General features: G+C 60.8%; 23 protein-coding genes. 3 read left to right on the top strand and 20 right to left on the bottom strand.

Annotated elements, in window-relative coordinates; genetic code table 11:
* Positions 1-12: 12 nt before the first annotated feature.
* From hypE to SALA_RS16205, 20 genes are all read right to left on the bottom strand, one after another.
* Positions 13-1,062, bottom strand: coding sequence for a hydrogenase expression/formation protein HypE (gene hypE / locus SALA_RS16300; RefSeq protein WP_011536538.1), 1,050 nt, complete (start codon positions 1,060-1,062; stop codon positions 13-15).
* On the bottom strand, positions 1,059-2,192 hold the full coding sequence (hypD, locus tag SALA_RS16295; protein ID WP_011536537.1) for a hydrogenase formation protein HypD: 1,134 nt from the start codon (positions 2,190-2,192) through the stop codon (positions 1,059-1,061). Before hypD ends, hypE begins: the two co-directional genes overlap by 4 nt.
* A complete protein-coding gene (locus tag SALA_RS16290; RefSeq protein ID WP_231735368.1) occupies positions 2,189-2,872 on the bottom strand; it encodes a D-sedoheptulose-7-phosphate isomerase in 684 nt (227 codons plus the stop codon). The genes hypD and SALA_RS16290 overlap by 4 nt, the downstream gene beginning before the upstream one ends.
* The gene (locus SALA_RS16285; protein ID WP_011536535.1) at positions 2,869-3,165 is read right to left on the bottom strand and encodes a HypC/HybG/HupF family hydrogenase formation chaperone; all 297 of its coding nucleotides are present in this window, start codon (positions 3,163-3,165) and stop codon (positions 2,869-2,871) included. Before SALA_RS16285 ends, SALA_RS16290 begins: the two co-directional genes overlap by 4 nt.
* On the bottom strand, positions 3,156-5,537 hold the full coding sequence (gene hypF, locus SALA_RS16280) for a carbamoyltransferase HypF (RefSeq protein WP_011536534.1): 2,382 nt from the start codon (positions 5,535-5,537) through the stop codon (positions 3,156-3,158). The genes SALA_RS16285 and hypF overlap by 10 nt, the downstream gene beginning before the upstream one ends.
* On the bottom strand, positions 5,519-6,697 hold the full coding sequence (locus SALA_RS16275; RefSeq protein ID WP_041384250.1) for an NHL repeat containing protein: 1,179 nt from the start codon (positions 6,695-6,697) through the stop codon (positions 5,519-5,521). Before SALA_RS16275 ends, hypF begins: the two co-directional genes overlap by 19 nt.
* Positions 6,694-7,560, bottom strand: coding sequence for a NifU family protein (locus tag SALA_RS16270; protein WP_041384249.1), 867 nt, complete (start codon positions 7,558-7,560; stop codon positions 6,694-6,696). The genes SALA_RS16275 and SALA_RS16270 overlap by 4 nt, the downstream gene beginning before the upstream one ends.
* 4 nt (positions 7,561-7,564) lie before the next feature.
* Entirely contained in the window at positions 7,565-7,786 is a 222-nt protein-coding gene (locus SALA_RS16265; RefSeq protein WP_041384247.1) for a hypothetical protein, read from the bottom strand.
* 11 nt (positions 7,787-7,797) lie between these two features.
* Positions 7,798-8,010 (bottom strand): hypothetical protein, encoded by a 213-nt coding sequence (locus SALA_RS16260; RefSeq protein WP_011536531.1) that lies wholly within the window; start codon positions 8,008-8,010, stop codon positions 7,798-7,800.
* Positions 8,011-8,016: 6 nt separating this feature from the next.
* Entirely contained in the window at positions 8,017-9,015 is a 999-nt protein-coding gene (locus SALA_RS16255; protein ID WP_011536530.1) for a hypothetical protein, read from the bottom strand.
* 97 nt (positions 9,016-9,112) lie between these two features.
* Positions 9,113-9,424 (bottom strand): hypothetical protein, encoded by a 312-nt coding sequence (locus tag SALA_RS16250; protein ID WP_011536529.1) that lies wholly within the window; start codon positions 9,422-9,424, stop codon positions 9,113-9,115.
* Between the two features lie 3 nt (positions 9,425-9,427).
* Positions 9,428-9,913: a hydrogenase maturation protease gene (locus SALA_RS16245; protein ID WP_011536528.1), complete on the bottom strand. Its 486-nt coding sequence runs from the start codon at positions 9,911-9,913 to the stop codon at positions 9,428-9,430.
* Complete coding sequence (locus tag SALA_RS16240) at positions 9,901-10,218, bottom strand: hypothetical protein (RefSeq protein ID WP_041384263.1); 318 nt, start codon at positions 10,216-10,218, stop codon at positions 9,901-9,903. Before SALA_RS16240 ends, SALA_RS16245 begins: the two co-directional genes overlap by 13 nt.
* An 11-nt stretch (positions 10,219-10,229) precedes the next feature.
* Positions 10,230-10,610 (bottom strand): hypothetical protein, encoded by a 381-nt coding sequence (locus SALA_RS16235; protein ID WP_007015745.1) that lies wholly within the window; start codon positions 10,608-10,610, stop codon positions 10,230-10,232.
* 89 nt (positions 10,611-10,699) lie between these two features.
* The gene (locus SALA_RS16230; RefSeq protein WP_011536525.1) at positions 10,700-12,343 is read right to left on the bottom strand and encodes a nickel-dependent hydrogenase large subunit; all 1,644 of its coding nucleotides are present in this window, start codon (positions 12,341-12,343) and stop codon (positions 10,700-10,702) included.
* 13 nt (positions 12,344-12,356) lie between these two features.
* Positions 12,357-13,319: a hydrogenase gene (locus SALA_RS16225; RefSeq protein WP_011536524.1), complete on the bottom strand. Its 963-nt coding sequence runs from the start codon at positions 13,317-13,319 to the stop codon at positions 12,357-12,359.
* A 491-nt stretch (positions 13,320-13,810) separates the two neighbouring features.
* Positions 13,811-15,259: a sigma-54 dependent transcriptional regulator gene (locus SALA_RS16220; RefSeq protein ID WP_011536522.1), complete on the bottom strand. Its 1,449-nt coding sequence runs from the start codon at positions 15,257-15,259 to the stop codon at positions 13,811-13,813.
* 149 nt (positions 15,260-15,408) lie between these two features.
* A complete protein-coding gene (locus SALA_RS16215) occupies positions 15,409-16,674 on the bottom strand; it encodes a DUF3422 family protein (protein WP_011536521.1) in 1,266 nt (421 codons plus the stop codon).
* Positions 16,675-16,982: 308 nt separating this feature from the next.
* On the bottom strand, positions 16,983-17,210 hold the full coding sequence (locus SALA_RS16210) for a conjugal transfer protein TraD (RefSeq protein WP_041384259.1): 228 nt from the start codon (positions 17,208-17,210) through the stop codon (positions 16,983-16,985).
* Between the two features lie 22 nt (positions 17,211-17,232).
* On the bottom strand, positions 17,233-17,538 hold the full coding sequence (locus tag SALA_RS16205; RefSeq protein ID WP_011536519.1) for a conjugal transfer protein TraD: 306 nt from the start codon (positions 17,536-17,538) through the stop codon (positions 17,233-17,235).
* Between the two features lie 173 nt (positions 17,539-17,711).
* Here SALA_RS16205 and traA point away from each other — a divergent pair, with 173 nt between their 5' ends.
* The 3 genes from traA to SALA_RS16990 are packed head-to-tail and all read left to right on the top strand — an operon-like array spanning position 17,712 to position 22,110.
* The gene (traA, locus tag SALA_RS16200; protein ID WP_041384243.1) at positions 17,712-20,597 is read left to right on the top strand and encodes a Ti-type conjugative transfer relaxase TraA; all 2,886 of its coding nucleotides are present in this window, start codon (positions 17,712-17,714) and stop codon (positions 20,595-20,597) included.
* A gap of 7 nt (positions 20,598-20,604) precedes the next feature.
* Positions 20,605-21,372: a DUF6118 family protein gene (locus SALA_RS16195; protein ID WP_011536517.1), complete on the top strand. Its 768-nt coding sequence runs from the start codon at positions 20,605-20,607 to the stop codon at positions 21,370-21,372.
* A 57-nt stretch (positions 21,373-21,429) separates the two neighbouring features.
* A complete protein-coding gene (locus SALA_RS16990) occupies positions 21,430-22,110 on the top strand; it encodes a phytanoyl-CoA dioxygenase family protein (RefSeq protein ID WP_011536516.1) in 681 nt (226 codons plus the stop codon).
* The last annotated feature ends 289 nt before the right edge of the window (positions 22,111-22,399 follow it).

Here is a 22,399-nt window from a genome sequence, read left to right as displayed (position 1 = left end):
AGGTCTTCTCCCTCAGCAGATACGCGGCAGTTGCTCGCCGACCAGCATGTCGACGATCCGGCTTCCGCCGAACAGGCTATGCATGACCACGCGCGGGCTGCGCATCTCTGCCGCGCGCCCGATAATGGCTGCATCGCGCCCTGCCTCGGTTGAGCGCATGGCTGCCAGCGCAGCTTCCGCCTGCTCCTCTGGAACGAACAGCACCAGCGCCCCTTCATTGGCGAGATAGAGTGGATCAAGCCCGAGCAGTTCGCACACGCCCTTGACCTCGGCCCTCATTGGCAATCTGGCCTCGTCGATCTCGATCCCGATGGCCGAGGCTTGCGATATTTCGTTGAGTGCGCTGGCCAGGCCTCCTCTGGTGGCATCCCGCGCACAGCGCACACCCGGTGCGGCTTCGATCACCGCTTCCATCAGGTGATTGAGCGGGCGGCAATCCGAACGAATATCCGCCTCGAAAGCCATGTCTCCACGCGCGGCCAGAATGGCGGCGCCATGATCACCCAATACACCGTTGACCAGCGCGACATCGCCCGCGCGAACTTTCTCCGCGGCAAGTTCGCGTCCAGCAGGGATGACTCCCACTCCGGAAGTGGTGACGAAAAGCGTATCGGCAGCACCGCGCTCAACCACCTTGGTATCGCCGGTCACGATCCGCACACCGGCCTCGTCGGCCGCCCTACGCATGGCCGCTGCCACGCGGCGTAGCAAGGCGACTTCGGTGCCTTCCTCAATGATAAAGGCCGCCGACAGCCACAGCGGTTGCGCGCCGCCGACGGTAAGGTCGTTAACTGTGCCGCAAACCGCAATCTTGCCGATATCGCCACCGGGGAACTCGAGCGGCTGCACTACGAAACTGTCCGTGGTGAAGGCCAGCCGGGCACCCTCCACGGCCAACATTTCGTGGCTCAACCGCGCCTGGTCTTCCAACCCGTCGGGTTCGAAAACCGAGGTAAACACATCCTCGATCAGATCCCGCATGGCCTTGCCGCCACCGCCATGCGCCAGCGTCACCCGCTCCGCTCGCAGCCGTCCGTTGCCAGTGGGAGTTACAGCGTTCATTGCGCTGGCTCCGGCACCGCATCGATCCCGCCATACTGATAATAGGCGGCACATGCTCCTTCAGACGAAACCATCAGGGCACCCATCGGTGTTTCCGGTGTGCACGACCGACCGAACAGCTTGCACTGCCATGGCTTGATCGCGCCTTTCAGCACTTCGCCGCACTGGCAAGCCTTGGGATCCGGAATGCTAGGCGATGCAACGGCAAATTTTCGCTCAGCATCCCAGGCCGCATAGGCCTCGCGAATCTGGACGCCAGAATGGTCAATCGAGCCCAGCCCGCGCCATTCGAAGAATTCCCGCAGTTCGAATACTTCCGTAACCGCAGCCAGCGAAGCTTCATTGCCATGGCGTGGCACAATCCGGTCATACTGGTTTTCGATCTCCGCCCGGCCTTCGGCCATCTGCCGAAGCACCATCCAAACCGAATGCAATACGTCGAGCGGTTCGAAGCCGGCGACCACCAGCGGACGGTGGTAGTCGCGTGCGATGAAGTCATAGGGATCAGTGCCGATGACCATCGAGACATGGCCCGGCCCGAGAAAGCCATCGATCCCCATATCGGGTGAATCGAGGATCGCCTTGATCGTGGGGATGATGGTGATGTGGTTGCAGAACAGCGAGAAATTGCCGATCCCTTCTGCCTGGGCCTGCAGGATTGTCAGGGCTGTGGAGGGCATCGTCGTCTCGAAGCCGAGGCCGAAGAAAACCACTTCGCGGTCCGGGTTCGCACGGGCCAGCGCGAGGGCATCGAGTGGTGAATAGACCATCCGCACATCGGCCCCTTCGGCCTTTGCGCCTAGCAGGCTGAGCCGCGATCCCGGCACGCGCATGGCATCACCAAACGTAGTGAAGATCACCTCCGGCTTCATAGCCAGTTCCACGCAATCATCGACCCGGCCCATCGGCAACACGCAAACCGGACAGCCCGGCCCATGGGCAAACTCGATTTCCGGCGGAAGCATCTTCTCGATGCCGTATCGGAAGATCGAATGCGTGTGGCCGCCGCACACTTCCATGATGACGACCGGGCGATCGCGCCCGGCCATGATCTGTGCAGTCAGGGCCTCGATTTCCTTGAGCAGGACACCGGCGCGAACCGGATCGCGGAATTCGTCGACATACTTCATGCGCCTGCCTCCAGCGGTGCGGCCCGGTCATTGGCTAGCAGCGTGTGGGTCAGGTCCCAGAGGATGTGATAGGCCGCGAGGTGGCATTCCTGCACCCGGTGGATCGAGCCTGTTGGGACCACCAGCAGATGATCCAGTCCGGCGCGGGCCATCTCGCCCCCGTCACCACCCGCCAGGCCGATCGTGGCAATGCCCATCTCCCGCGCCTTGGCAAAAGCCCGGATGAGGTTTGCGGAATTGCCGCTGGTCGAAAAGCCGATCAGGCAATCACCGTGCCGCCCGTGGGCAATCAGCGGACGCACGAACACATGGTCCTGTCCGACATCATTACCGACTGCCGTCAGCATCGCGACATCGGCCGCGAGGTTGATCGCACCCAGCGCCGGCCTTCCGGCGGTCACTGGATGGAGAAACTCCACCGCGACATGCGCGGCATCACAGCTCGATCCGCCATTGCCCATGGCCAGCAGGCGTCCGCCCTGGCGATAGCTTGCGGCCAGCGTGGTCGCGGCGGCGACCAGTTCGTCTGCCTGTTCTGCAAAAAACTTGCCGAACACCTCAGTGTGGTCCCGAGCCTTGCTTTCAACCGAATGGCGCAGGCTTTGCGCCGAGGCACGGAGCTGTTCGCCACCTCTGCGCATATGCGGATAAAGCGCATTCAAGGCAGGGCCAGTGGTCACCACTGCGCGTCTCCCAACGCGCGATCGCCGTCGCGCATGGCTGCAAGTTCCTGCTGCGCCTCTCCCAGCTCGGTCAGGATGCGCAGTGTTTCGGCCGCCTGATCCTCGTCAATCTTGCTCATGGCAAATCCGACATGGATCAGCACCCATGTGCCGATCAGGTCTTCGACACTGCCTTCGCCAATAACGCAGGCGAGGTTGACCGGGCGCCGCACGCCGGAGACATTGGCCACGCCCAGCTTGCGCCCGGCATCGGTGATCTCCACGATCTGCCCCGGAATACCTAAGCACATACTTCTCTCCCATTTTCGGTTTCCGCGGTCGCTTCGTGCAAATGGGCCATGGCCACAGCGGCCTGCCCCAAAGCCAGACCGCCATCATTGGCGGGCACTCTCGAGTGGCTGAGGACGTTGAGCCCCAGCTGTTCCAATCCTTCATGGACCAGGCGGAACAGCGTGGCGTTCTGGAAACAGCCGCCAGACAGGGCCACAGTATCAGGGCCATCGTCTGCGGTCAGGCGCTGCGCCATGGCCACAACAGACCGTGCGAGGCCGCGATGGAACCGCGCGCACATCACCCCAACCGGCGTATTCAGCAGCAGGTCACCCAGCATCGCCCGCCACACGGCGAGCGGTTCAACATAGGGAAGCCCACGCCCGCCCAGCAACGGAATGGAAAAAGGATAGGCCAGATCGTCCGGCTCATTCAGCGCCGCCGGATCGATTGCTGCTTCCAGCAACATGGCTGCCTGTCCTTCATATTCCTGCCGATCCCAGGCGAGACCGCAGATCGCCGCTGCGGCATCGAACAACCGCCCGCATGAGGAAGAAAGTGGGCTATTGGTGCCGCTGGCGATCATCGCATCGATCGTGGATCGCGGCATGGCGGAAAGGCGGGCAAACAATGGCAGGTCAGCGAAATTCATCGCGAATTCGGCCCAGCCCATCTGCGCCATCAAATGGGCATAGGCATTGCGCCAGGGTTCGCGGATCGCCGCAGTCCCACCCGGTAGTGCGACCGGCTTGAGCATCCCGGCACGACGGTATCCGCGATAATCGCAGATCAGGAACTCACCGCCCCAGATCGTGCCGTCATCACCCAGGCCCAGACCGTCAAGCGCAATTCCCAGTGCAGGGGCGGCATCGAGCGAGCGGCCGTTTTCGGCCAGACAGGCGGCGATATGGGCGTGGTGATGCTGTACCGCGATCACCGGTCGTCCATCCGCGATTTCGCGCCCATGCTTGGTCGAAAGATATTCGGGATGCGCGTCCACCGCGATTGCCGCTGGCTGATGGTCGTAGAGCTGGGTATAAAGATCGAGGTTGCGGCGCACATCATCTTCGGTGGCCGCATCCTCCAGATCGCCCATGTGCTGGCTCAGCACAGCTTCGCCATCGCGCACCAGACAGAAGCTGTTCTTGAGCTCCGCACCCATGGCCAGCAGCGAGAGGTCGCGCGGAAAGCCGGTGGGCAAGTCGATAGCTCTGGGGGCGTAGCCGCGCGCGCGGCGCAGCAGCCGGACCCGGCCCAGATCGACCCGCGTAACGCTGTCGTCGATCCGGTTGGCAATGTGCCGGTCGTGCATCAGCGCAAATTCGGCAATGCCTTCCAGTTCGGCACGGGCCTGCTCGTTAGAGGTACATTGCGGGCGGCCTGAGAGATTGCCCGAAGTCATCACCACCGGGCGCTTCATCCGCCGCAACAGCAGGTGATGCAGCGGGGTGTGAGGCAGCATGAAGCCGATCCGGTCCAGCCCCGGCGCCACCGCTTCAGCCAGCGGCTCCCCCGATGCGCGCAGCAACACGATCGGCGCTTCAGGCGATGCCAGCAGTTCGGCTTCCTGATCCGAGAATTCGGCATAACGGCGGATAACGTCCAGATCGCGCGCCATCAGGGCAAAGGCCTTGCCCCTGCGCCGTTTTCGCATACGCAGATCGGCCACCACCTCCGCGCGGGTGGCATCACAGGCGAGATGAAAGCCGCCAAGCCCCTTGATGGCGACGATATGCCCGTTCATCAGCATGCCGCCTGCGGCATCCACGTCGTCCATCATCGAAAAGGCTTCGTGATTAACAGTACCGGGGCCAAGGCGCTCGATCCATGCGCGCGGTCCGCAAACATGGCACGCGATAGGTTGGGCATGGAAGCGCCGGTCTGTCGGATCGGAATATTGCTCTCCGCATTCCGGGCACATCGCGAAACCTCTCATGGTCGTGCGGGCACGATCATAGGGGCCGGTCTCGATAATCGAGAAACGCGGCCCGCATTCGGTACAATTGGTAAAGGGGTAGCGATAGCGACGCTCGAAAGGATCGCGCACTTCTTCAAGGCAGGCGGAGCAGATTGCCGCATCGGGCGTTACAGCCCCGCGCATGCCGTCACCTTCCGATGCACCGATAACGAAGCTCTCGGGCCGCACAGCATCAATTGCCACGCGTTCTATCGCATCAATCCGCGCCAATGCAGGCAGCGCCGCGCGCAGTTCGCTTTCAAAGCGCGACACCGCTTCGCCCCAAAGGCGAATTTCAACCCCGCTGCTGGTGTTGCGCACATCACCGGTTAGCTCAAGCTCGCGTGCAACCCGCCATACAGTGGGCCGGAAGCCTACGCCCTGCACCTGGCCGCGTACCAAAAGGCGTTCGCCGGTCACCGCGCCAGATTCCACAAAAGGACGCGATTGTTGCCGCTATCGGCAACCGCCACCAGATCACCCAGCGCTGACAGGCCATAGGGCCAGCACAGGCTGTCTCGTTCGGGCATGCCCCAGCGATTGTCGCCCTTGCTGGCGAAGTCCGGCTGACCACAAAGCTGGTTCGCCGCAATGCCGGTGGCGCTGTCTGCCCAGCCGAGCAGACGCGAGTTCGCGGTATCGGCCACAATCAGCTGGCCACCGGCTTCAACCGTCGCATAGGGCATGTTCACACTGGCCGCGCTGGGATAGTAGGAGGACATATTGTGATCGCAATGTGCGGTGTCCCGCTGTCCCAGAATTGCGTCGCAAGGCGAGCCATTGTGCTCTGGAAATCCACGCCACAGCATCACACGGTTGTTGCCGCTGTCTGCCAGCGCGAGATGGCCATTCCACCAGCAGGCTCCATGCGGCCACCGCATCGACATCGCCGTGACTTCGCCGCCCGCGTTCTCGTCGCGCGTAGAGAAGTCATGCTGGCCCAGCACCAGATCGGCTGGCTGGCCGGTTTCTGAAGGATCGCTCCAAACGAGCAGGCGGCGGTTGCCGCTGTCGCATACGACCAGTCTGCCGGCCACTTCGGCCACGCCATAGGGCCAGTGCAGGCTGGCCGAGGTTGGACGGTCAGCGCCGCGATTGGCCAGAACGGATTCACTATCCTCCTGACCCAGCACCAGATCGGCTGGCTGGCCATTGCCTGTTGGCACTTCGCGCCAGATCAGCACGCGGTGGTTCCAGGCATCAGCCACGGCCAATCCGCCGCGCCATGCGCACAGGCCAGTCGGCACATTGAGCGTAGCAGGACCGGGAGGCCCCTTGGCGTTGCGGCCTTCGCGGCAGAAACTCGGTTGGCCGATCAGAATATCGGCAGGCTCATTGTCCGATTGTGGGATCTTTCGCCATCCCAGCAGCCGATGATGCCCGGTATCCGCGACCCACAATGTTCCATCAGGATGCAGGCAGACACCGCGCGGCCCGAACAGGCTTGCAGCGGCGGGAGATAGCGGCGTTGCAACGTCGCCCGGCGACCAGCCGAGTACCACGCGCGGCCCGCCTTCTTCCAGCAGCGGTGCCCCCGCGATTTGCGTCCCTTCGGCTTTGACCGGACGGAAGGAGGGCGCGAGCGATACTTTCATCGCGTCAGCCTCAGTTCGATGGCATCCCCTCGGACGCGTACGGCATGGGGTTGCAATTGCACTTCTGGTGCCGTCAGGCATTCACCGCTTTCGAGCGCATAACGGAAACCATGATGCGGGCAGGTGATGAAGCCATCGGCAATTTCCGCCTGGTCCATCGGCATGCCAAGATGCGCACAGGCGTTCTCGAAACAGGTAACCTTGTCCCCGAATCGCGAAAGCAGCAGCGAACGCCCTTCCAGCTCCAGGACAGAAGTCGTCCCGTCGGGCAATTCAGTTAGTTGCAGAGCATGGAGCCAGCCTTCATGCTCATGCGCGGCGAAGGGAGAAGTGAAATGCACCGTATCACCACCGCCGCCGCCCAGCCCCTTGGCCTGCTTGACTTCGCGGATTTCGGGCACTTGCTCTGTGATTGCTTTCTTTACCCCGGCATAGAAAGTCAGCGCCGAAGCGGGACATCCATCACAGGCCCCCAGAAAACGCACCACTGCCTTGTCGCCAGATACTTCGACCAGTTCGGCATCGCCGCCATGGCCGGCCAGCGTCGGGCGCACCGTGGCAAGCGCGGCATCGACCCGCTCGAACAGGCTGGCTTTGAGGATGCCATGGCGGCGGAGCACGCAATAGACCACCTCGTCCGCCGCCGCCTGACGCAAGGCCTCGGCTGCGCCGGGCAGCTCACGCAGCGAACGGATCAGGCGACGGAAGGCTTCGGCATTGAGCGCATCAAGCGCCGCTGCCCGTGCCTGCGCACCATTACGTGCACCTTCTTCCCAGTTCTCTGCCAGCGCTTCCAGCGCGGTCAGATCCCCCAGCAGGCGGGAAAGCGTTGGCTCGGGCCGCTGGGGATCCGCCTCTGACATCGGATCAGGCGTACTTGATGTTCCGGTAGAGGTAAGGCTGAAGCAAGCCGCCCACCAGGCCCCCGGCAATCGCCGCTACCCAAAGTGGTGCAACCATGCCAACCAATACAGTTGCAACGGTAGCTGCGGCAGCCCCGGTCACAAGTAGACGGATGGCGAGGGCCGTATCCTGGAACAGCTTGCCCTGAAAAAACAACTTGGTTGAACTGAAAACCATATCAAACATGGTAGTCTCCCTCAGGCCGATTGCATGAAAAACAGCACGGCGAGTCCCATGACTACACCGGGAACTCCGGCGAGCAGGCCGTATAGCCCGCCCAGTTGGGCTGCCAGTTGCTTGCCCAGCGCAGCCCCGCCAATCTTCAGGCCCGAGAGCGCGCCGCCGACAAGAGCCCCTGCTATTCCGGCCACCAGGGCCAGCAGTAAAATTACGAGCAAATTCACCTCCATTGTTCTCTAAAATCCGCCGTTGGCGCGCGAGGGTTCGCCGCGCACTGCCATTTCAAGTTCGATGATTGTTTGCGCCGCGCTCTCGGCCCGGTCCTGCGCTCCGGCAGCGGCAAATATTTCGCGCGCTTCGCGCAGAAGCTTGATCGCCTGCGCGATGTTGCGTGGATTGCCCGCTTCTCCGTCTTGCGGATCGTCAGGGAGGTTGCAAAGGCAATTGGCCTTGTTCGCTATGGTGTTGGCATATTCAAGCGGAGTGTTGTCCCGCTGGCGCACCTTCAACGCCTCGTCATAGGCTTCCAGCGCGCGGAAACCGTTCTCGACCCGGTGGCTCGATGATGCATATTGCAGCGCATTGCCCAGATTGTTCTGAAGCATTGCATATTCCATCGGCTGATCGATCAGATTGACCGCCGAAAGTCCTTCTTCAAATGATTGCACCGCCAGCGCTTCGCTGATCTTGCCGCTATCGCTCGTAATCGGAACGGAGAGGAAGGCGGTCGCCAGATTGTTGTTCAGAATGGCATATTCGCGTGGATGACGCAGCTTGTTGAACGTCCGCAGCGATCGCTGATAGGCGGATATTGCATCTGTAATTCGCGCCATGCCTGCGCCTGCAAGCGTCTGCAGGGCGAGGCCAAGGTTCATTTCCGCTTCAGCCAGCTCTTCGCCGCTGCCGCCCTCTGCCAAAACCGATATTGCCTGTTTCAGCAGGTCACGAGCCTGTTCGATCGGTGCGGCAATTTCGGAGGGTATTGCCATCAACGCCGTGGCCATTCGCGCACGAATCCGGGCAGTCAGCAGTGCATCCTGGTCTCCGCACTGATGGATTGCCTGTTCATAGAGTTCGATGGCTGCCAGCAGGTCGTCGGCTTCCTTCGGCCGCTGTTGAAGACCCATGGCAATTTCCATGAGCATTTCGGCTTTCTCGATAACCGAAGCGTCACTTTCCTCCACCACCTTCAAGGCGGCCGCCAGCTGATCCTCTGTGCGACTGAGCGCAACCATCCCGACTCTCCCCGGCCTCCCCTTGATCGGATTCGGGCCTTGCAGCTCTTAAAACGAGCGCCGGATGAATTGTCTATCAGTTTTTCGTTATGTAAACTTAGTTATCAGTTACGGGAAGGTCCGCAAGAAGCGCCGCGTCTCCGCTTGACCATCTTACGGGGACGTCCTGCGCCTCGAAGTCGGCGAGGCCATGCGCCTCGAACACATCGAAAGCGCCAACCACCCGATCGCCTTGAGCATTGCGTTGTTTCAACAGCGCTCCTCCGGCCGCCGCGTGAAAGACCGGCAAAATCCGCAAGGTCGCGCCATCGATCAGCACCGCAACTGCATCGATGCCCGAGAAATAGGTAGCGACCAGGCCTGCGGGAAACCGGATCGTCCCGCGCGCGACGGAGATGGTGTGCTCCATGACTTAAGCCTCGGGGGCGATGACGAGCCGCGCCGCGATCTTGGCCGCCACCTTCTCGACCGCTGCAACTACCGGCCCGGAAAGCTCGGTGGCATAGTCCAGCGTCTGCGCTTCGATCAGATAGACTTGCACATCAGAAGGGAAGTCATCGCCAAAGATCTTGCGTCCCACAAACAGGGCGTTGTCCCAACGGAACGCGTGAAGACCCACGCCATGGACCGGTTCTGCCGCCAGCACATCGCCGGGAACCTCGTAGATAGCCCCCGGCTTGCCTTCGGGCTCCCTTGCATCGATCACGATAAGCTGCTGCGCCCCGCGCGCACGGTACATCACTGCCATCCCATCAGTGCCGGCATCCAGCAGCTCTACATCAGACGGCAAATCTTCAGCAGCAAGCCGGGCGATGACGGCCGGACCAGCCCCGTCATCACCGCGATTGATATTGCCGCAGCCAATGATCGCAGTGGCAGGTGCGTCTAAATTCGCCACAGGCGGCACGACCACTCGGGTTCAACCGGCAGCATAAGTTCAGGCAGATCACAGAAGCGGCGCTTGATAAGGTAATACATGCAGGTTTCGCAGGGCTGTTCCAGTTCATCAGCCGTGATGGTGTGATCTGTAAAGCCAGCAACCACAAGCTTGGAAGCAAGATCCTTGCCTTCCGATTGCAGGCGGGACACGATCGCGTTGACCTGCGCAGAGTCTTCGGCTCTGGGGAAGACTTCGGTTTCAAGGCCGCCAGCCAGAAGACCCGCGATTTCCTGCCGTAGGGTTTCGTCTGCATCAGTGGCCATGCGCAACTCCTTCAAATGCGCCAGAGGCGGCACCACCATTCGGGCTCGGCGGGCAAGCTTAGCTCCGGCAGGTCACACCAGCGCCTGTGGACCAGATAATACATGCATTCCTGACAGCGCATCTCGTCTGCCCCGTATGGGCGAAGCAACCAGCCGGAAATGTCGAGCTTGGCCCTTAGATCATCCGGGTCGAGCGCCCTTAACTCATCAAGAATACCTGAAAATTCGCGGTCCGTTTCGGGGAATGGCTCTACCTGCGTTTCCAGCCCTTCGTTGAGATAATCCTCGATCATGCGCAGAAGTGTCGCATGATCGGCCTCCGAAGGCACCACGCCATACCGGGACAAGAGCCATTCGCGCTGGCGCTGCAATTCGGTGTTGTCGCCAGTCATTCCGGCGCATTCTCCCAACGGGTTGTTATTCTATTCGCAGCCTCGGGTGGGAGACATCTTGCAGCGTCCTCCCACCCGGCGACCCGATATCAAGCTGTGCGGAAGCGGGCCAGTTCCTCGCCCGTTTTCGCATCGTGTGCGTGGACCGTGCAAACCAGGCAGCTGTCGTAGGAACGGCAAACATGCCCGACTTCAACCGGATCGGAAGTATTTGCAATCGGGGTGCCGATGAGTGCCTCCTCGATCGGCCCCAACTCGCCATTGCTCGCCCGCGGACCAACGTTCCAGGTGGTCGGAGCAATGATCTGGTAGTTGTGGATTTTGCCATCGCGCACGTCGATCCAGTGGCACAAGGCACCGCGCGCAGCCTCGGTCGCGCCCCATCCCTGGCCATCGCGCTCGGTCGGCTTGATGTACCACTCGTCATTGAGGCGGAACTCGCGCAGAATTCGCTCGGATTCCCGATAGAGTTTGCACAGTTCGTGCAGACGGGCGAAGTGACGCAGGTAGATCGAAGCGCCGCCCAGCTTGCGATACATGTCGAGCACCAGGCCATCACTGTGCTGCCAACTCTCGCCGTGATCGCCACCTGCTATCAGCTGGCGAGCCAGCGGCCCTGCTTCAAGACGTCCGTTGTCGCTGTGGCGGACAGCGGTTGACCAGCTGTACTTTCCGTCTGTGTCGATGTCGTTCTTGGCTACCGGATTGGTTGTCCGGTCGAACGGATGGAGGCCGTCACCTTCATCGTACCAGGCATGCTGCATGTCCTCACGGGTGTTGCCCTGATCCATGAGCTTGAAAGTGTCGCTGGCACCATCGAACACGCCCGACTTCATGATGACCGCGCCATTGCGACCTTCAATCGTCGGATTGTTGTAACGGTCTTCATGGGGGAGATAGCCCCAGGAGATGAACTTGCCGTGGCCCTTGCCATATTTGTCGAGCCCGATATCGAGCGACATGCGGATGAACATGCCAAGGTCCGAATTGGCATGCTCGGGCTTTTCGTCCAGCCACGCCATCAGGTCGTCATAAGTCCTGATTTCCTCATAGCGCTCCATCGAGCATCCAAGGAACAGCGGTTCGATCCAGTTGCGGCGGAAATGCTCCAGGATCGACCATGCGCGGGTCACGTCGGTCAGAGTCGGGGCGCACATCACGCCGCCGGGAACCATGAAGGAAGAATGCGGCCACTGCCCGCCAAGCAGGGCATAGATTTCTACCGGGCGGCCCGAAATGGTCACACCCGCTTCATAGGAGGTCCCTGTGAAGGGCGCATAGCGCTTCACCGCTTCTTCGTAGAACTTGGACTTCGCATAGTTCTGGTTGGTGTAGTCGATCATGAACAGGCCATAATGATGGCGCGGGATCGACTGGATGGTTTCGACGATTTGCCCGAGGTTGCGGGCGAGAATGGCGTTGCGCGGAACGGTCGTACCCCAGGCAGTGTCAAGCGCCCATGCCGCACAGGAAAGGTGCGAGGCACCGCAGATTCCGCAAGCACGAGGCGTAACGACAAGCCCGGCCTGTGGATCCTTGTTCTTGAGGATGACCTCGAAGCCGCGGAACATTTCCGCTTGCGTCCATGCATTGGTGACGATCCCGTTCTCGATGTCGACACGGACATCAAGGTCGCCCTCCACCCGGCCAACGGGCGAGATGTCGAGGGTTTGTGTAGCTGCCATTGTAATTCTCCCGAAATTCTGTGTGCGGCGCGCTTCGCTGCGCGCCATGAACCCTCATGAATCAGACGACGAAGATATCCTCTTCGGCCCACGCCGGAGCCGCACCCTTGGCGGCAGCTGTGAGCTTGACGTAGCCGGTACGATCAACCCCTAGCGGAAGATCCTTCGGCACGCCCATCACAGTCTGGGTCTTGAAGACAGTTCCTGGGGCGAGATCGAAGAAGGGGAATTCCGGTTCCGTACAGCCAAGGCAGGGCATGCCAGCACGGGTCTTGGACGAAACGCGGTTCCACAGAATGCGGTTGCAGGGGCTGTGAGTCATCGGGCCGCGGCACCCCAGATCGTAATAGAGGCAGCCCTTGCGCTGACCGAAGGCCGTGGTCGAGACCTTGTAGGCGAAGTGCATGTTGCGGGTGCAGCCCGTCTGCGTGAAGCTGGAGAAGAAGGTCTTTGGCCGATGGAATTCGTCCAGCGTCAGGTCGCCCGCGCGGCCCGTGGCAACGGCGACAAGGATCTGCGTTACCCAGTCAGGGTGAGCGGGGCAGCCGGGAATATTGATGACCGGAAGGCCAGCCTGAGACGTGAAGCCTTCGCCCAGCGCTCCACCCTTGGCCCGCTTGAGGAACTGCAAGCCTTCGCTTTCAGACGGATTGGGAGCCGTTGCCGGGATGCCGCCCCAGGTGGCGCAATCGCCAATAGCCACAACAAATTGCGCCTTGGCAGAAAGATCTGCCACCCAGTCTTTCATCGGACGACCGCAGAAGCGATTCCATTCGCCCGTACCGTTGGGCGCATTGATGACGCTGCCTTCGAACACGAAAATGTCGAGCGGAATTTCGCCGGAAAGGCACTTTTCCATCATGACTTTGACATTCTCACCCAGCTCGAGGCCAAGCGAGGGATGCCAAAGGACATTGATGCCAAAATCCGTCACCAGATCGCATGCGCTGGGCTCCTCGGCATTAAGGAAGGACATGGTGTTGCCAGAGCACGCACCGCCTTGAAGCCACAACAGATTCGCCATTTCTCAGTCTCCCAACTTCCCGGCGGAGTGCCCGACCGGCCAAATGCCCCTGCGGGCCATGGGAGGACATTAAGCATGATTCGTGCCAGAAAAATACTAAAGCATTTTCAATATCGTATGGCGAAGCCCTTATTTTCGGCGAAGAAAATGCAAAGAAACTTTGCACGCACTCCTTGAAACATTCTTTGCAGTCGGAGCCGCAGGAGGTGCGTATGCCAACCGTTCAGGCTAGCCGTGCCGGTTGCCGCAGACCGGGCATTCAACTTCGCCGAACGCCGAATACCAGATGCCTTTGCAGCGCCCGCACCAATGGCCATGCGCACCAGAAAGTCCTGCACCCGCTGTTCGCGTCAGCTTTGTCGAGCCGAGGTCTTGTGGCGCCTCTTGCCCCGGATAGGGCATGCGGGAAAAACGCAAGCGAACAACATTGTCCCGGTCTGCCATTTCACTGCCACTCCCGTTCCTGCTCCTGCTCCTGCATGAGACCACCGTCAGCCATCATGCAGACCGTAGCGCTTGATCTTGTTGGCCAGGCCCACGCGGGATAGCCCCAGCGCGTCGGCAGCCTTGCTCTGGTTCCAGCGAAAACGGGTGAGTGCACCTACCACGACCCGTTGCTCCAGACGCTCGACCATCTCCTTGAGTGTGCCGCCTTCCATTTCCGCCTGCTGGCCGACATCCGGGGCAACAACGAGATTATCAAACACGGCCGAGAGGTTACGCTCTGTAATGTAACCACCATTTTCAGCCAGCGCCACCGCGCGCCTGATCTCGCTTTCCAGTTCCCGGACATTGCCTGGGTATTGATGAGCCTGCAGCCTGTCGAGCGCACTCTGCGTAATGCCAATTACCCTGCGGCCGACTACTCCGGCATATTTCTCGATGAAGAAATCTGTAAGAACAGGAATATCCTCCCGCCTGTCCCGCAGCGCCGGGATGCTCAGCGAAAAGCCCTTGAGACGATAATACAGGTCACGCCGAAATTCGCCTTTTTCGACCATTTCCAGAAGCGGCCGGTTCGACGCCGCAATGATCCGGACATTGGCATGCAACAACTTGTCCGACCCTAGCGGTTTAACCTCGCCATTCTGAAGGAAGCGCAGCAGGCTGACCTGGAAACTCGGCGAAACATCTGAAATTTCGTCAAGGAACACCGTTCCGCCATCTGCGGCACGGAACAGCCCAAGCCGGTCTGCGGTGGCTCCGGTGTAAGCCCCCCGCACATGTCCGAACAATTCGGAATGGAGCGTGGAATCCAGCATACCGCCGCAATTCTGTACATGGATCGGAGAATCGACACGTGTAGAGTTGAAATGGATCGCTCGCGCCAGCAGTTCCTTGCCCGTCCCGGTGTCGCCCTCGATGAGGACTGGCAGATCGGTGACTGCCGCCTTGCGCGCTTCAACGATCAAATCAGCCATCTTGGCGCTGGCATAAACGAGCTTCTCGAATTGCGAGTAACCGCCCTTGACTGACATATCCACGCGTTCCTCGAAGATCTGGTCATCGACCGAAATCTTCAGTTCACGCGAAAGAAGGCGATGCCGTCGCGAAAGTTCGTTCATTTCCAGGCTGCGCTTTACCATGAGCGCAATCTGATGAGGTGTTAGCGGCTTGAACAGATAGAGATAGGCGGCAGAGCGACGGACTGCCTCGCTGTCAGCATCGTCGCGATTCTGCGAAGAGACCGCAATTCGACAAACCCCCGGATGTGAAACGCGCGCGCGTGTCAGTATGTTGTCCTGGGCATCGTCCACCGTGTCGAGATCGCAAAGCAAGAGGTGTACTTCGATGTCGTTGAGCCGCTCCTGCGCGGTCTTGCCGTCCTCAGCTATGACCAGCCGGTAATCAGCCCGCTCCTTCAGCCCAGCTCGCGCCGCGCTGATCAGCGCATCGTCGCGCGAAACAACAAGGATCGTCAATTCCCCGGCCAAATGCACCTCCCAACATGCAGCGGACCGCAACTGCTACCGCCAGTCGCGCCCGATGTGCAAGGAAAGTTTGCATTTCGCCTGCCAACTTAACAATGAGATGAGCTTGTGGGCTGGTCACAGGCGTTGTCGCGTGCGCAATTTCCGCGTGAATGCAGCTAATCGCCGCCCAGAACCCGCTTTTTGAGCGAATGGAGCGCAAACCACACGCATCCCAGGACCGGCAGCACCAGCAAAGCGATCGCAACTTCCGGATCAACCCAGTCAAAGTGATGGGACGCACCCTTTATGGCATACCCTAGCAGGCCGATGGCATAATAACTCACGGCCACTACGGAGAGGCCCTCGACGATCTGCTGCAAGCGCACTTGCATCGTCGTGCTGCGCTCCATCGATCGAAGCAGTTTCGCGTTCTGGTTCTCGATCCGCGTCTCGATGCGGGCGCGCAGCAGTTCGGAGATTTGGCGCGCACGCCGTGTCAGCTGACGTTCGCGCTCAGTCAAGGCGGCGCAGGTGCGCGCTGCCGGCAGGAAGCGGCGTTCAGTGAAGTCGACGAGCGAAGCGAACCCACGGATCGGTTCCGGAGCAAGTTGTGCGAGCCTCTCTTCCACCAGACGCGAATAGGCTGCGGTAGCGTTCATGCGATAGTCGATTGACGTGGCAATGGTCGAAAGTTCCAGGCTGAGGTCAGACAATTGCGCCAGCAAATCATCGTCAGAGGCCGCCGAGGAAGTGACGGCCTTGGCCAGTGCGGCCAATTCGCGTTCGGCCGCGTCCAGCCTTGGCCAGGCCTCTTGCGCCACCGGCAGCCCCAAGAGCGCCTTGTTGCGGTAATTCCCAAGCTCCTGCAATTGCTGCAGTTGCCGGGTGAGATCACTCCGGTCGACTTCCCCGGCTGACACCACAAGGCGCCCCCGGCCATCGGGGTGAATGCGAAAATCCGACCAGATACGCACTCCCCCGGAGAGGCCGCACGACACAAGCTCGCTGCGGTTGAAATCAACCGCGGGCAATGCCCTTTCGACTTCGGCTTCGTCGCCACCAACCCAGATCGATGTCGCGCGAATGATTGCGCCCGGCATGGTTTCCGCCCAGTCAATGGCCTCGCCCACCGAAGAGTCCAGTCCGGGGGCGAGCAAAACTTCGATGGCGCGTCCCGGACAAAACACTGTCAGCGTCGAACCTTCGCTCTGTCGCTCCCATGTAAAGGAGACGTCGCCGGAGAGTGCACCTGACAGGTGGCGCGGATTCTCTTCATCCGATTGGCTTCCGCACAGAGCGGACAAGACTGAGCGCTCCGCCTCACGCTCGCCAGGCCCAACCTCAAGCACCCACTGGAACACTGCGACCGGCAGTTGCAACAGCGGCCAGCGACGCAAATGCATTTCGCTGACAACTTGCCGCCGCACCTCATGTTCTCGCATAGCCTCATTCCCTGCCAGTGGATTCCGGGCCAGACCTATTCAAACAAGCGCGAAGCCGCAATGCCGGTAAAATCGATCTCGGCTAGCTGCCATCGGACATGGCCGCAACGAAGGGCAGCTATCCCTCGTTCACTCCCCAAAACCTGCCGTTCCGGACCGTCCGACGTTGCTGCCAGATCGAGCCTACTGATCCGATGTCCGCTTTCAGGCGATCGTCGTTGAACCTTCGATGGCTGGATGTGGGGCGCAAAGCTGACGCGAGCAATCAACTCCATTTCACAGGGACCGGAGCCGCTTTCTTTTGTCGCTCAGTCAGACTGCTCTGCCTCGAACGCCCGCTTGCCCTTGCGCCGGAACAGCACCAGCGCCTGCGCACCATCCGGCCCGCGCAGCTTGGCGGCGACGGTGAGGAATGCGCCGTAGAGGGCGGCGCGATCATCATCGGTCAGCTCTACCAGATCGGCCTTGGCAACCAAGCCGCCCAGTTCGATCAGTTGCCGGGTTCGTTCGCGTCGTTTGACCTGCCATTCGCGCATGTCGGTTCGTGCCTTTGCTGCCTCAAGCCGATGCCGCGCCGCCATCGAGCGGGAGAGTGCCTTCCGGCTGCTGCCGAGGTCCGCTCGCAGTGTTGCGTTGCTTGCCCTGAAAGAAGGCCGCGCCGCGCTTGCGCCAGCCCTCGCTTATAGCCTTGTCGTTGTTGTCGACAGCCTCGAGCAGCGCGCCCGCCAGCACATCCGCATCGAGTGCGTCGGCTCCGGTTGCCGTGACCAGCGCGCCGAGGTCGCGCACGCGGCGTTCCTTCATCTGCTTGGCCTTGTCGGCGAGGGCCTTGAGCTCCGAATCAAAATCGCGGGGTTTGCGCATGGGATATCTCCATCGTTGGTGTGATGGAGACATGATAATCGGTGAGCTATCTCAATGCAGTAAGGTCGCCGGGACAGTGTGATACCGCCTAGTCCCGATCAGGATTTTATCATGAGAGGGCGCGCTTATACGTCGTGCCGACGTGGCGTTTGCGGTGTAACTGGATTGCCGACATGGCAATCTTTCATTTCAGCGCGAAGGTCATCGGAAGGTCGAGCGGACGCAGTGCCGTGGCGGCTGCGGCCTATCGTGCGGGCGAGCAACTGCACGATGAGCGGATCGACAGAACCCACGATTTCACCAACAAGGCAGGCGTTCTTCATTCCGAAGTGATGCTGCCCAAAGGCGCACCCGAAGCCCTCGCCGACCGCGCCACTTTGTGGAACGCGGTCGAAGCTGCGGAGAAGCGCAAGGATGCGCAGCTTGCCCGCGAGGTCGAGTTCGCCCTGCCCCGCGAACTGTCGAAGAAAGACAACATCAGGCTGGCGCGCGAGTTCGTGAAGGCTGAATTCGTCGAAAAAGGCATGATCGCCGATCTCAATGTCCATTGGGATATTGGCGAGGACGGCAAAGCCAAGCCGCACGCCCACGTCATGCTGACCATGCGCGAGGTTACCAAGGATGGCTTTGGCGCAAAAGTCCGCGACTGGAACAAGACCGCGCTGATCGAGCAGTGGCGCGAGCGCTGGGCCGATCATGTCAACCGCGCGCTGGCGGAACGCGACATCGATACGCGGATCGATCATCGCAGCCTGGAAGCGCAGGGCATTGCGCTGGAACCGCAGGACAAGATCGGTCCCGCCGCCTCGCGCATTGGCGGACGCGGTCTGGAAGCCGAGCGGATTGAGGAACACCGCGCCATCGCCCAGCGCAATGGCGAACGCATAATCGCCAATCCCTCGCTGGCCTTGGATGCGATCACGCACCAGCAAGCCACCTTCACCAGGCGCGACCTTGCCGCCTTTGTTCACCGGCATAGCGACGGGAAGGAGCAGTTTGACGCCGCCTACAATGCCGTGCGCGCGGCGCCCGAGCTGATCGCATTGGGCAAGGATGGACGCGGGCAAGACCGCTTCACTTCGCGGGCGATGATCGAGACCGAACAGCGCCTGCATTGCGCTGCCGACGCGATGGCGCAACGCGCTGGTCACGCCGTAAATGATGTGCAGCGGAACGCCGCGTTTGCAAGCGCCGCGAAGCGCGGTCTGGTGCTGTCAGGCGAGCAGAAATCCGCCTTCGAGTATGTCACCAAGAAGGGTGGCCTTGCCGTGATCGTTGGCTATGCCGGGACCGGCAAAAGCGCGATGCTGGGCGTGGCGCGCGAGGCATGGGAAAGCGCGGGCTACAATGTGCGTGGCGCAGCCCTGTCCGGCATTACCGCCGAGGGTCTGGAAAACGGCTCCGGCATCGCATCGCGCACCATCGCCAGCCTTGAGCATCAATGGGGCAAAGGGTGCGAGCAGCTGACTGCCAAGGATGTGCTCGTCATTGACGAAGCGGGTATGGTCGGCACGCGCCAGATGGAGCGCGTGCTGTCCCATGCCGCAAAGTCCAGTGCGAAACTTGTCCTAGTCGGTGACCAGCAACAGCTCCAGGCCATCGAGGCAGGTGCAGCATTCCGGGCAATCCACGAGCGCCACGGCGGGGTCGAGATCAGCGAGGTTCGCCGTCAGCTATCGGCATGGCAGCAGGATACGACCAGGCAGCTCGCCACGGGCCGCACGGGCGAAGCGATCCGCACCTACGAAGAGCGCGGCATGGTCTATGCCACCGACACCCGCGAGGTCGCACGGACAGAGCTTGTCGAGCGTTGGGATCGCGAGCGGCAGGACAGCCCAGACGAAAGACGGATCATCCTTACCCACACCAATGACGAGGTCCGCGAGCTCAACCAGATGGCGCGCGAGAAAATGCGCGTGGCTGGCGCGCTAGGTGCCGATGCCACGATCAAGGCCGCACGCGGCGAACGGAAATTTGCATCGGGGGACCGCATCATCTTCCTGCGCAACGAACGCGAACTTGGGGTGAAGAACGGGACGCTCGGCACGGTCGCGATGTCCAGCCCGCAGCGCATGGCCGTGCGCACGGACGATGGGCGGGAAGTTGCCTTCGACACCAAGTACTACGCCCACATCGATCATGGCTACGCCGCCACGATCCACAAGGCGCAAGGCATGACAGTGGACCGCACGCATATTCTCGCCACACCGGGCATGGACAGCCATTCCGCCTATGTCGCCATGTCGCGTCACCGCGAGGGGCTAGCGCTGCATTATGGGCGCGATGACTTTGCCGACCAGTCCAAACTTGTTCGCACCCTTAGCCGCGAGCGCGGGAAAGATATGGCGGGCGACTACAAGCCCGAGCAGGCTTTCGCCGAACTGCGCGGAATCAGCTTCCGCGAGCGGGTAATGGCGATGGTTCGGCAAGTGCCGGAGAAGGCCAAATCCATCTTCGGAAACTTCCGACCGCAGGCCCGTCAGCTCGAACCGCTTCCGGCAAAGTCGAACACGCAGAACGACCAGCGTCGCGCGGTCGAACGCTATGCCCGCGCGCTTGGCGATATCGGAACGATGCAAGCCCAGGGCTTGCCCGTTCTCCCGCACCAGAAGGACGCGCTGGAGAAGGCAGGAAAAGCGCTCGACGCGATTCGGCCCCATGCGGCCACCGATCTCGCCAAGGCGCTGGAGCGGCGGCCTGAGCTGATCCCAGAGGCCGCTGGCGGGCGTAGCCAGGAGGCCATGCGCGCCATGAACCAAGAGGCCGCAGTGCGCACCGATCCTGCGCTGCGATCCGAGCGCTTTGTCAGTGATTGGCAGGGACTCAGCACGGCGCGCAAGCAGCTTGAACAGCAGGGCGACCGCGCCGGTGCTGTCCGCGTATCGGCAAAGCAGAACGAGCTGGCGAAGTCGCTTGAACGCGACCCGCAAGTCGAAGGCCTGCTGCGCGGCAAGACCCGCGAACTTGGCATCGATCCGAAGCCGGAACGCAGCATCGCCAAAGAACTCACCGCAACCCTCGCCCGTGAACGCACCCGCGCTTTCGACATGGGCATTTAGGAGCTGAATGATGGAAGACGATCAAATCGAAGAAGTACAGTTGGACCTTGAAGTGGAGGAACCTCCCGCCCCGGAGGCAGAACCGGAAATTGATACGGCGGAAGAATCCGATCCGGCAACAGAAGCCTTCGCCCGTCTTGAAGGCGAAATGGCCATGGTGCGGCATACGGTCCAGAACATGGCCAGGGAGCGCGCCGACATCGTAATCCCGGACTACACGGCAACGCTCGGCCAGATGGCCGATCAGCTGGCACAGGTCTCCAAGACGTTAACCGCAATCGGCAACAAGCCTGCCATCGAGCTGACGCCGGAAGACATTGCGGTTCAGATCAAGCGCGCCTCGCTCGACATGCTGTGCGACAGCAGCGACCTGTTCCGACAGGGCCGCAAAGATCTGGACAATGCAACCGGCCGGCTCGCCGCAATTGTCGGAAGAGTCCGCGCCGAGGACGAGCAGAAGCGTCAGACCTGGCGCTTTGCAGGCATGGGATTCTTGGTCGGCATCCTGCTTTGGTCGATTCTCCCCGGCACCATCGCCCGCGCCATGCCAGAAAGCTGGCAGCTACCCGAACGGATGGCTCGCAAGTCTGTTGGAGAGCCGTCCATTGTGGAAGCAGGAATCAGGCTCATCCGGTCTCAGAACCCCGAAGCTTGGGAAGAATTGGCGGAGGCGCAGCGTGTCCTTAGCGCAAACCGCGAAAAATTGAGCCGATGCACCGAAAAGGCGCGGAAGGAAGAAAGGCCGGTCAGTTGCTCAATTCGGATCGCGCAATGACGTATCAACTCAATCGCGGGCGTTGCCGAAAGGGGTTTCTCATGCTTAGCGAAGTGGATGTTGAAAGACCGTCCGACAACTCAATTTGCAGCCTATGGGGCGCAGCTATTCAAAGGCGCGATCTCCCATTGCATTGACGATGTGATATCAGCGCTTGCCGAGGTTCCAGCAGATGGGGCGGGCGTTCGTTTGCATGGGATACCCGCGCTCGATCCAATTCTTGCGAGAGAAGGTCCGATAGGGGCAATAGCCGCAAGCGCTTTGGGTAACTCTTCCCGACCGGTTAGGGCAATTCTCTTCAACAAATCGACGATAAGCAATTGGGCACTCGCTTGGCACCAAGACCGAACAATCTGTGTCAAAGAAAGGCGAGATGCACCGGGGTTTGGCCCCTGGACCTTGAAAAGCGGTATGAATCACGTTGCACCGCCATTTGATCTTCTTACCCGCATGGTGACGGTGAGGGCGCACATCGACAATGTGCCCGCTAGCAATGCACCACTGCTCATTGCTCCTGGATCCCACACCTACGGAAGAATAGCCGTAGATCGGGTCAAGGGAGTGGTAGACAGGTGCGGAACAGCGGTCTGTTTGGCCGAAGCTGGCGATGTATGGCTATACGCAACGCCAATTCTTCACGCGTCCGACGCTGCCTCTGCGCCGAAAAGCAGAAGAGTCCTTCAGGTAGATTTTGCGGCGGAAGAGCTGCCGCACGGACTCGAATGGCTTGGTGTGTAGAATGCCAACCTCAGCACGAAATGATCTGCAGGTTGCTCAACCCCACGAATATCGATGACTTGCCGCAGTTAATCTGTGATCGTCAATCGGATGAGGAAAAGCATTCTCGCCTTGTTTGCAATTGTCGTACCGACGTTGCTCATTACGCTGACGCCAATCGGCCCGATTTTCGTATATGGTTGGTTAGTCCCAATCATTGACCCTCTCATTCCAAAGCCAAAAGACGTGCCATCCCGTGCTGATGCCAGTTATCAATGGAAGGGCTTCGGCTTAGTTTGGACTTGGGAGG

The sequence above is a fragment of the Sphingopyxis alaskensis RB2256 genome (assembly GCF_000013985.1).
Taxonomy (GTDB): Bacteria; Pseudomonadota; Alphaproteobacteria; order Sphingomonadales; family Sphingomonadaceae; genus Sphingopyxis; species Sphingopyxis alaskensis.
This window is presented reverse-complemented; position numbering and strand designations above follow the sequence as displayed.